The 9,077-nt window shown below is 68.4% G+C and carries 6 protein-coding genes; 5 read left to right on the forward strand and 1 reads right to left on the reverse strand.

Annotated features, from left to right (window positions below; all coding sequences use genetic code 11):
• Positions 1–381: 381 nt before the first annotated feature.
• Both H7F49_RS18490 and uvrA read left to right on the forward strand, forming a co-directional pair.
• A complete protein-coding gene (locus tag H7F49_RS18490; protein WP_185685042.1) occupies positions 382–1,947 on the forward strand; it encodes a hypothetical protein in 1,566 nt (521 codons plus the stop codon).
• Positions 1,948–2,062: 115 nt separating this feature from the next.
• Positions 2,063–5,059: an excinuclease ABC subunit UvrA gene (uvrA, locus tag H7F49_RS18495; protein WP_185685043.1), complete on the forward strand. Its 2,997-nt coding sequence runs from the start codon at positions 2,063–2,065 to the stop codon at positions 5,057–5,059.
• Positions 5,060–5,467: 408 nt separating this feature from the next.
• Here the strand turns inward: uvrA and H7F49_RS18500 are convergent, their stop codons facing one another.
• Positions 5,468–6,520, reverse strand: coding sequence for a type I restriction endonuclease (locus H7F49_RS18500; protein WP_235982340.1), 1,053 nt, complete (start codon positions 6,518–6,520; stop codon positions 5,468–5,470).
• Positions 6,521–6,916: 396 nt separating this feature from the next.
• On the opposite strand from H7F49_RS18500, the gene H7F49_RS18505 reads away from it, so the two are divergent.
• The 3 genes from H7F49_RS18505 to H7F49_RS18515 all read left to right on the forward strand — a co-directional run bounded on the left by H7F49_RS18505 (position 6,917) and on the right by H7F49_RS18515 (position 8,790).
• Positions 6,917–7,171 carry a type II toxin-antitoxin system Phd/YefM family antitoxin gene (locus H7F49_RS18505; protein WP_185685044.1) on the forward strand — a complete coding sequence of 85 codons (255 nt, stop codon included), beginning with the start codon at positions 6,917–6,919 and terminating at the stop codon, positions 7,169–7,171.
• Positions 7,168–7,434: a Txe/YoeB family addiction module toxin gene (locus H7F49_RS18510; protein ID WP_185685045.1), complete on the forward strand. Its 267-nt coding sequence runs from the start codon at positions 7,168–7,170 to the stop codon at positions 7,432–7,434. Before H7F49_RS18505 ends, H7F49_RS18510 begins: the two co-directional genes overlap by 4 nt.
• Before the next feature lie 87 nt (positions 7,435–7,521).
• On the forward strand, positions 7,522–8,790 hold the full coding sequence (locus H7F49_RS18515; RefSeq protein WP_185685046.1) for a hypothetical protein: 1,269 nt from the start codon (positions 7,522–7,524) through the stop codon (positions 8,788–8,790).
• Positions 8,791–9,077 lie beyond the last annotated feature (287 nt).

Genomic DNA, 9,077 nt, shown 5'->3' on the forward strand with positions numbered 1-9,077 from the left:
CGGGCCCAAGCTCCCCAGCGGTCCACACAACCTAGGTGTCAGCGGGCTCGCGAACGGCGCGGGTTGGGTCGCTAGCGACCCAACCCGCAATCGCATCATGCATCATTTTCAAGATACAAGGTGTCAGGCGGCGAATGCCGGCTGACGGAGGGGGCCGCTTGCTGTCCCTCTCCACCCCGCTGCCTGCGGCAGCGCGGTTCCCCTCCCCCGTTGTGCTGCGCAAAACGGGGGAGGATCGGAATGACCGCTCCCACGCACAAGTCGTCGTCCGACCCTGTCCAGCGCGCCGGACGCACGGGCGGGGCTTACCCACATGCGCGGCGGGGCGGCGGGGCAGGGGCCCCTTGTCTCGCGCGGGCGGATGTGGAAGCTCCCGGGGCCATGGCGCGCTCTGCCCTTTCGGATCCTGCCCTGCGCACGGCGCAGCCCGCGTCCCGCACGGGGCTGGCGCTCGGCCTGCTCGCCGGGCTGGCGCTGGCGCTGCCCTTCGCCTTCGCCGCCGTGCCGCCGATGGACGATTATCCGGCCCATCTCGCCCGCCTGTTCGTGATCGATCCCGGGCCGGGCCATCCCGATCTGGCGCGGCACTATCGGATCGACTGGCGGTGGACGGGCAATCTGGGCACCGATCTGGCGATCCTGCCGCTGGCCCGCCTGATCGGGCTGGAGCCCGCCGCCCGGCTGGTCGCCCTGCTGATCCCGGTGCTGACCGGCTGGGGCCTGGTCGCGGTGGAATGGAGCCTGCGCCGCCGCGTCGGGGTGGGGGCCCTGCTGGCGATGATCGCGGTGTGGTCGCCGCCGCTGCGGATGGGCTTCCTCAACTATGCGCTGGCCGTGGCCCTGGCGCTGTGGGCCTTCGCGCTGTGGGTGCGGCTGGCGGAGAGGGCTGACCAACGGGGCGCCGGGCGGCGGGGGCTGGTCTTCGGGCCGGTCGGGCTGGTGGTCTGGCTGGCGCATGTCTCGGGCTGGGGCGTGCTCGGGCTGATGGTGCTGGGTTTCGAGATCGCGCGGCGGCGGGGGGAGGGATGGCGCGGGCTGGTGGCGGCCGGGCTGGCCACCTGGCCGCTGTGGCCGCCGCTCGCGGTCATGCTCGCCACCGGCGGGCCGGGCGGCGGGGCGGCGCTGTTCGCGGGCGATCCGGGCTCGTTGGCCTACAAGAAGGACATGCTGCTGCAGGTGCTGCGCGGCGATTGGCGGCTGTTCGATCTGGCCTGCCTGGGGCTGGTCCTGCTGGCCATTGTCGAGGCGCGCGGGCGCGGCCGGCTTGACCGGCGGCTGGTGATCCCCGCGCTGCTGCTGCTCGGCGCGGCGCTGGTCCTGCCGCGGCACTTCGCCGGGGGGGACTTTGCCGATGCGCGGCTGGGGCCGGTGGCGCTGATGCTGGGCTGCCTGGCGATCGACTGGCCGCTGACCCTGCGGTCGGCGGGCCCGGTGCTGGCCCTGCTGGGGCTGCGGCTGGGGCTGATGGGCGCGGCCTGGCATGCCCAGGCGGAGGAGCTGGCCCGCCTGCTCCCCGCGCTCGACCAGGTGCCGCGCGGCGCCCGGGTGGCCTCGGCCGTGGTGCGCGACCGGCAGGCCTGGACCTATGCCCCGTTCGGCCACGTCGGTGCCTGGGCCACGCTGCGCCGCGATGCCCTGGTCAACGCGCACTTCGCGCTCCCCGGGATCCACGCGCTGCAGCTGCGCGAGGCCGGGGCGGACTTCGCCGATCCATCGCAGGAGCTGACATGGCAGGCGGGACAGGATGGGCAGGATGGGCAGGAGGGGCAGGCGGTGGACCTGCGCGCCTTCGCCCCGGCGCGGCAGGCCGATTACCTGTGGTACGTCGGGCCCGCCGCCTCGGTCTCGGGCCGCGCCGCGCCGCCGCCGGTGATCCTGCCGCCCGGCGCGACGATCCTGTTCCGGACCGACCGCTCGCTGCTCGCCCGCCTGGCGCCGGCCCGCTGAGGGCCTGTCCCCCGCGACACCTTGCGCCCCGCCGCGCGGTTTCCCACATGCCGGGCGCCGTCCGGCCGCCGCGCCCCCTTGTCTCCCCTGAACAGATGTGGAACATCCGCCGCCTATGTCACTCACCCACATCACCGTCCGGGGCGCCCGCGAGCACAACCTCAAGGGCATCGACGTCACCCTCCCGCGCGACAGCCTGATCGTCATCACCGGCCTGTCCGGCTCGGGCAAGTCGAGCCTGGCCTTCGACACGATCTATGCCGAGGGGCAGCGCCGCTATGTCGAAAGCCTCTCGGCCTATGCGCGCCAGTTCCTCGAGATGATGCAGAAGCCCGATGTCGAGCATATCGACGGGCTCTCCCCCGCGATCTCGATCGAGCAGAAGACCACCAGCCGCAACCCGCGCTCCACCGTGGCGACGGTGACCGAGATCTACGATTACATGCGCCTGCTGTGGGCCCGCATCGGCGTGCCCTATTCGCCCGCCACGGGCCTGCCGATCGCGGCGCAGACCGTCAGCCAGATGGTCGACCGGGTGATGGCCCTGCCCGAGGGCACGCGCGCCTACCTGCTCGCCCCGGCGATCCGCGGCCGCAAGGGCGAATACCGCAAGGAGCTCGCCGAGTGGCAGAAGGCCGGCTACACCCGCGTCCGCATCGACGGCCAGTTCTACGCCATCGAGGAGGCCCCCGCGCTCGACAAGAAGCTCAAGCACGACATCGAGGTCGTGGTGGACCGCATCGCGGTGAAGGACGGCATCCAGACCCGCCTGGCCGACAGCTTCGAACAGGCGCTGAAGCTGGCCGACGGGCTGGCCTATATCGACCTGGCGGACGGGACGCTGGCGGAGCTGGGCGCTCCATCAACGGCCGTCGCCCCAGCGAAGGCTGGGGCCTCTGGCGGCGAGGCGCAGCCGCAAGAGATGCCAGCCTCCGCTGGCATGACGGAGGAGGGGGGCAAGGGCCGGAAGGCACCCGGCCTCAAAGGCACCGGCCTCCCGCCCAACCGCATCGTCTTCTCCGAAAAGTTCGCCTGCCCGGTCAGCGGCTTCACCATCGAGTCTGTCGAGCCGCGGCTGTTCAGCTTCAACGCGCCGCAGGGCGCCTGCCCGGCCTGCGACGGGCTGGGGGAAAAGCTGCTGTTCGATCCGCAGCTGGTGGTGCCGAACGAGGCGCTGTCGCTCAAGCAGGGGGCGGTGGTGCCCTGGGCCAAGTCCAACCCGCCGTCGCCCTATTACATGCAGGTCCTGGCCAGCCTCGCCGCCGAGTTCGGCTTCAGCCTCGACACCCCGTGGGACCAGCTTCCCGGCGAGGTGCGGCTGGTGATCCTCTATGGCACCGCGGGCAAGCCGGTGACGCTGACCTTCATCGACGGGAAGAAGTCCTATTCGGTGAAGAAGCCGTTCGAAGGGGTGATCGGCAACCTCAACCGCCGCATGCTCCAGACCGAAAGCGCCTGGATGCGCGAGGAGCTGGGCAAGTTCCAGACAGCGCAGCCCTGCGAGGTGTGCGAGGGCAAGCGGCTCAAGCCCGAGGCGCTCAGCGTCAAGGTCGCGGGCGAGGACATCGCCGCGGTCACCCGCCTGTCGGTGTCCGACGCGCTCGCCTGGTACCAGGCCCTGCCGGACCGCCTGACCGACCAGCAGCGCCAGATCGCCCGCGCCATCCTGAAGGAGATCGACGAGCGGCTGGGCTTCCTCAACAACGTCGGGCTCGATTACCTCAACCTCAACCGCACCTCGGGCACGCTCAGCGGCGGGGAAAGCCAGCGCATCCGCCTCGCCAGCCAGATCGGCTCGGGCCTGTCGGGCGTGCTCTACGTGCTGGATGAGCCGAGCATCGGCCTCCACCAGCGCGACAACGACATGCTGCTCGCCACGCTCAAGCGGCTGCGCGATCTGGGCAACACGGTGATCGTGGTCGAGCATGACGAGGACGCGATCCGCACCGCCGACCATATCGTCGATCTCGGCCCCGGCGCCGGGGTCCACGGCGGCGAGATCGTGGCGGAGGGCACGCTCAAGGACATCCTGTCGAGCGAGGCCAGCCTCACCGGCCAGTACCTCAGCGGCACCCGCAAGATCGAGGTCCCGGCGAAGCGGCGCAAGGGCAACGGGCACAAGCTCACCGTCCACAACGCGCGGGCCAACAACCTCAAGGGCGTCACCGCCTCCATCCCGCTCGGCACCTTCACCTGCATCACCGGCGTCTCGGGCTCGGGCAAGTCCAGCTTCACGCTCGACACGCTCCACGCCGGCGCCGCCCGCGTGCTCAACGGCGCCCGGGTGATCGCCGGGCCGCACGACCGGATCACCGGGCTGGAATACTGCGACAAGGTGATCGAGATCGACCAGTCGCCCATCGGCCGCACGCCCCGGAGCAACCCCGCCACCTACACCGGCGCCTTCACCCTGATCCGCGACTGGTTCGCCGGCCTGCCGGAAAGCGCGGCGCGCGGCTACAAGCCGGGGCGGTTCAGCTTCAACGTCAAGGGCGGCCGCTGCGAGGCCTGCCAGGGCGACGGCCTGATCAAGATCGAGATGCACTTCCTGCCCGACGTCTACGTCACCTGCGAGGAATGCAACGGCAAGCGCTACAACCGCGAGACGCTGGAGGTGAAGTTCAAGGGCCACTCGATCGCTGACGTGCTCGACATGACGATCGAGGACGCGGAGGAGTTCTTCAAGGCCGTCCCCCCGATCCGCGACCGGATGCACATGCTGAACGAGGTCGGCCTCGGCTACGTCAAGGTCGGCCAGCAGGCCACCACGCTCTCGGGCGGCGAGGCGCAGCGGGTGAAACTCGCCAAGGAACTCGCCCGCCGCTCCACCGGGCAGACGCTCTACATCCTCGACGAGCCGACCACCGGCCTCCACTTCGAGGACGTGCGCAAGCTGCTGGAAGTGCTGCACCGCCTGGTCGACCAGGGCAATTCGGTCGTGGTGATCGAACACAACCTGGACGTGATCAAGACCGCCGACTGGATTCTGGACCTGGGCCCGGAAGGCGGCGTGCGCGGCGGCGAAGTGGTGGCCGAGGGCACCCCCGAGCAGGTGGTGAAGGTGAAGGGGAGCTATACGGGGCGCTATCTGGCGCCGCTGTTGACCCGCTAAATCCTCCCCCACCGGGGGAGGGGGACCAGCCGCAGGCTGGTGGAGGGGCACCCTCCGGGAAGCGCCTTACCCATCCCGATCCTCCCCCGTTTGACCCAGTCCAACGCGGGAGGGGGGCCGCCCGCGTAGCGGGTGGTGGAGGGGGTTCGAGTTCGCGCAGAGGCGCAGAGGCGCGGAGAAGAAAAGGGGTTCGCGCCGAGTTCGCAGAGGCTGCTGCGATGGCGCGAATGGATGTCACGCACAGGCGCGGAGAACATGGAGGAACGTACACCATCCTCAAAGCCCTCTCCCCTTCAGGGGAGAGGGTTGGGAGAGGGGCTTGCGCCGGCCGTGATCCAGAGGAGGGGGACCACTTCTGCGGAGCAGGCGATGGAGAGGGCATTGTCCTGCTGCCCCGCCGGGCATGGATTAGCCTTCCAGCTCCCGGATGCGCTGCTCTATCAGCTCGGCAATGCTGTAGATGCCGGTCGGGTCCGCAATAAGGTGCCGTTCCTCTGTCCGGTCGACAAATGTTCCCACGTATTTGACCGAAGCGGCGTTGAAATGCAGGCGGACGAGGGTCTTGCGGTTGTTATCGTCCAGCAGGATCGCACAATAGGATTTCGCGTCCCTCATGACGATCCGTTTGGGATCGACCAGCTTTGCGCCGATCGCTTGAACGATCCGGAATCCAGCCCATTCTTCCTCAGTGGTGACAATTTCCTCAAGCGGGTCTTGGACTTCGCCCTCCTGTGGCGGGTCCGATGCCTTCAGCGCAGAGGATATGCGGTCGCTTACAAGGTCCCTTAGGACAGCCTGCAGCGAAGCCTGCACGTGCTTGGCAAAGTTCTCGCGCAGTGCTGGGGTCAACCTCCCGCCGTGAACTCGCTTGGCCAAGATCATGACGAACTCATCGGATAGAAACTGTATTTCCTTCTCGATCTCCTGCCGCAGTTGCAGTTGAAGCTTCAGGCCACCTGCTTCCTGCACGATGGCGTCGATATCGAAGTTGGTTTTGGTGAACCGCTCCAGAACCTTGTGGTCGGTCGGCTTGATGGCATCGAGATGGAACGTGAAGAACGGCTCTCCGTCCATCTTGTTCGGTTGCTCGATGTCCGAGTAAAACTGATATGTGACGCCGTTGGTCAGAATGGCCAGCCGGGCGTCGGTCACGCTGAAGTAGCGGAACAATTGGCCAGTGTGCTTAAGGCTCAACCCGGCGCTTGACGGCTTGCATTCGATCAGAATGGAAACCTTCCCGTCACGGCAAATCGCATAGTCGACCTTTTCGCCCTTCTTGGTGCCTACATCGCAGGTGAATTCCGGGATTACTTCACCGGGGTTGAATACGTCATAACCCAGGGCCTGCAGGAACGGCATGACAAAGGCCGTTTTCGCTGCCTCTTCCGTCAGGAGCGACTCTTTGTGCTCGGACACACGCCGCTGGAGGTCTGGAAGTCTCAACAGGAGGTCCATAGTCATCCTCGACAATATTTTCAATTCTTGCAGAATGACTGCTAAATGAATCGATTGCGGGTGTCTACAATATGTCAAAAAGAATATAAAATTAGTCACACGAATTAAGCGCTTAATCAAAAGTGGTAATCAGTTGAGTCAATCGATTAGGTAAAGTTACTGTCAATTCGGCAAGCGCGGGTATTCTATGTGTTTGTTGAAAGGAGGGGCTGGATGACGTGTTTAGGCAATGTCGTTTTGTGTCCTCCAGACCTTCAACCCACCTCCTGAGATAGCGTCGCTGGTTCCCCGCCCAGCCTAAGGCGACGCGTAAAGCCGCCAACACCGCCCAGACCGCAGCCTGACACGTCAACCTTGCAATTGTACAAAAATCCGTACATACTCCCCAAAGGAGACCCCGCCATGGACGTCATCAGCTATTCCGACACCCGAGCCCATCTGAAGGACGTGATGGATCGCGTCGTGGCCGATCGCGCGCCGGTGGTGATCTCGCGGCAGAAGGCGGAGTCGGTGGTCATGGTCTCGCTGGCGGACTGGAACGCCATCGAGGAAACGATGCATCTGCTCTCCACGCAGGCCAATCGCGATCGCCTGCTGGCGGCCGTCAGCCAACTGGATGAAGGCCAGGGTGAGGCGCGGGATCTGATCGGGCCGTGAGGCTCGTTTTCGCGGCCAGCGCGTGGGAGGACTATCTCCACTGGCAGGCCACCGCGCCGAACACGCTGCAGCGGATCAATGACCTGATCCGGGAATGCCAGCGCACCCCGTTCACCGGAACGGGCAGGCCCGAGCCGCTGCGGGGTGACCTGAAAGGGTGGTGGTCGCGGCGGATCACGCTGGAGGACCGGCTGGTCTATCGCGTCACCGGCAGCCCGCCGAACCAGCAACTGGAAATCGCGCAGTGCCGGTTTCACTACTGACGCGGCCAACGCACGCCCCCCTGTCCTACACCCCACCCCCTGACATAGCCTCGCCGGTTCCCCTCCGCCCATCGGGAGCCGTCTGCCATGTCCACCCCCCACGATCCGACCACCCCGCACGATCCCTCCGCCGTCACCTCCGCTGACCGTCCGTTGACCAGCCCGTTCGGACGCGGGTGGATTCCGCTCTGCCGCGATCTCGGCTTGCCGGGGGAGGGGGGTGGAGAGCTGGACGTTCACGCGGGACACTCCGTCCACGATCCGGCCGCCGATGCCGCGCGTGCCCTTCGACAGGCTCAGGGTGAGCGGGATTGGGACTCGGGGGGGGCGGGGCCAATGGCCGCCATGCCGCAGGTCGCCTCCACCGCCGTTCCGGCGGTTCCCCTCAGCGGGGGGGAGGAATCCGCGAGGCTTGCGCAGGCCTCGGGGGAGCAGCCCGGTGCCTCTCCCCCGGCACAGCCCCTCTGCGCCTCTGCGCCTCTGCGCGACCTCCCTGACCCCGCCGCACGCGAAACCCCGCCGCCGCGCGCCGATCTGTTCACCCCGGAACGGCAGGCGCGGTTCCTCGCCGCTCTGGCCGAGACCGGCGCGGTGCGCTCGGCCTGTGCGCGGGTGGGGGTCTCGGCGCAGTGCGTCTATCTGCTGCGGCGGCGGTCGGTGCTGTTCGCGGCGGCATGGGATGCGGCGCTGGTCCAGGCGCTGCGCGTGGCGGAGGACGTGCTGGCCACGCGCGCGCTCGACGGGGTGGAGGAGCCGATCTTCTATCGCGGCGAGCAGGTGGGATCGCGCTGGCGCTTCGATGCGCGGCTGCTGCTGGCCCATCTCGCCCGGCTCGATACCCACGCCGCGCGCAGCCCGCAGGCCTGCGCCCGGGCCGATCGCTTCGACGAGCTGCTGGCGCTGGTCTGCGGGGTGGAGCCGCCCGCCGATCTCCGCCCCGATCCCGCGGGCATCGTGGCCGATAGGCTGGAGCCGGGGACGGGTGCCGGGGGCGGCGGGGCTGGTGCCCCGCCCGATCCCCTGCTGCCGGTCAGCCGGGCCGAGCTGATCGAGCGCCGCGTCGCCCGCCTGCCGGCCCGCGCCGGAGAGCGCGCCTTCCACCGCTGCACCGCGCGCGCCGCGCAGGACTGGCAGGCCTGGCGCACCGCCGCCCGGCACAGCGTCGACCGCCTGCTGGCGACGGCGCCGGTCCGTGCGCCACACAGTCCCCCGGCTGCTCCCACAACCCGCCCGCCCGGCCAGGCCCTGCGCCCCGGCGTTGTGCCCCCCGGGACCCTGTCAACCGTGTCAACCGCCGCGCTGGGCACGGCCCTGGGGGCAGGGTCGGGGGCGGGTCTGGACTGGGGGGCTGACTAGGGGGCGGGGACAGGGCGTGATGTCCAGGTTGGGCGGGGAACTGCCGTTCTTCGATCCTCCCCTGTTTCATCCGCAGGATGCAACGGGGGAGGTGGCAGACGGCGAATGCCGGCTGACGGAGGGGGCCGGGTTGCTTTCCCCCTCCACCCCGCTGCTTCCAGCAGCGCGGTCCCCCTTGTATCTTGAAAGTGGTGCATGATGCGATTGCGGGAGGCTCCGCTAGCGGAGCCTCCCGCCCGTTCGCGAGCCCGCGTCCCCCTTGGTCGTAGCAGCCCGCTGGGGAGCTT

The organism is Novosphingobium aerophilum (assembly GCF_014230305.1).
Taxonomy (GTDB): domain Bacteria; phylum Pseudomonadota; class Alphaproteobacteria; order Sphingomonadales; family Sphingomonadaceae; genus Novosphingobium; species Novosphingobium aerophilum.

What these genes read in the sequence shown, in the direction of transcription:
- H7F49_RS18505 (WP_185685044.1), top strand. Translation starts at nt 6,917, where the DNA reads ATGGACGTCATCAGCTATTCCGACACCCGAGCCCATCTGAAGGACGTG.
- H7F49_RS18500 (WP_235982340.1), bottom strand. Translation starts at nt 6,520, where the DNA reads ATGACTATGGACCTCCTGTTGAGACTTCCAGACCTCCAGCGGCGTGTG.
- H7F49_RS18515 (WP_185685046.1), top strand. Translation starts at nt 7,522, where the DNA reads ATGTCCACCCCCCACGATCCGACCACCCCGCACGATCCCTCCGCCGTC.
- H7F49_RS18490 (WP_185685042.1), top strand. Translation starts at nt 382, where the DNA reads ATGGCGCGCTCTGCCCTTTCGGATCCTGCCCTGCGCACGGCGCAGCCC.
- uvrA (WP_185685043.1), top strand. Translation starts at nt 2,063, where the DNA reads ATGTCACTCACCCACATCACCGTCCGGGGCGCCCGCGAGCACAACCTC.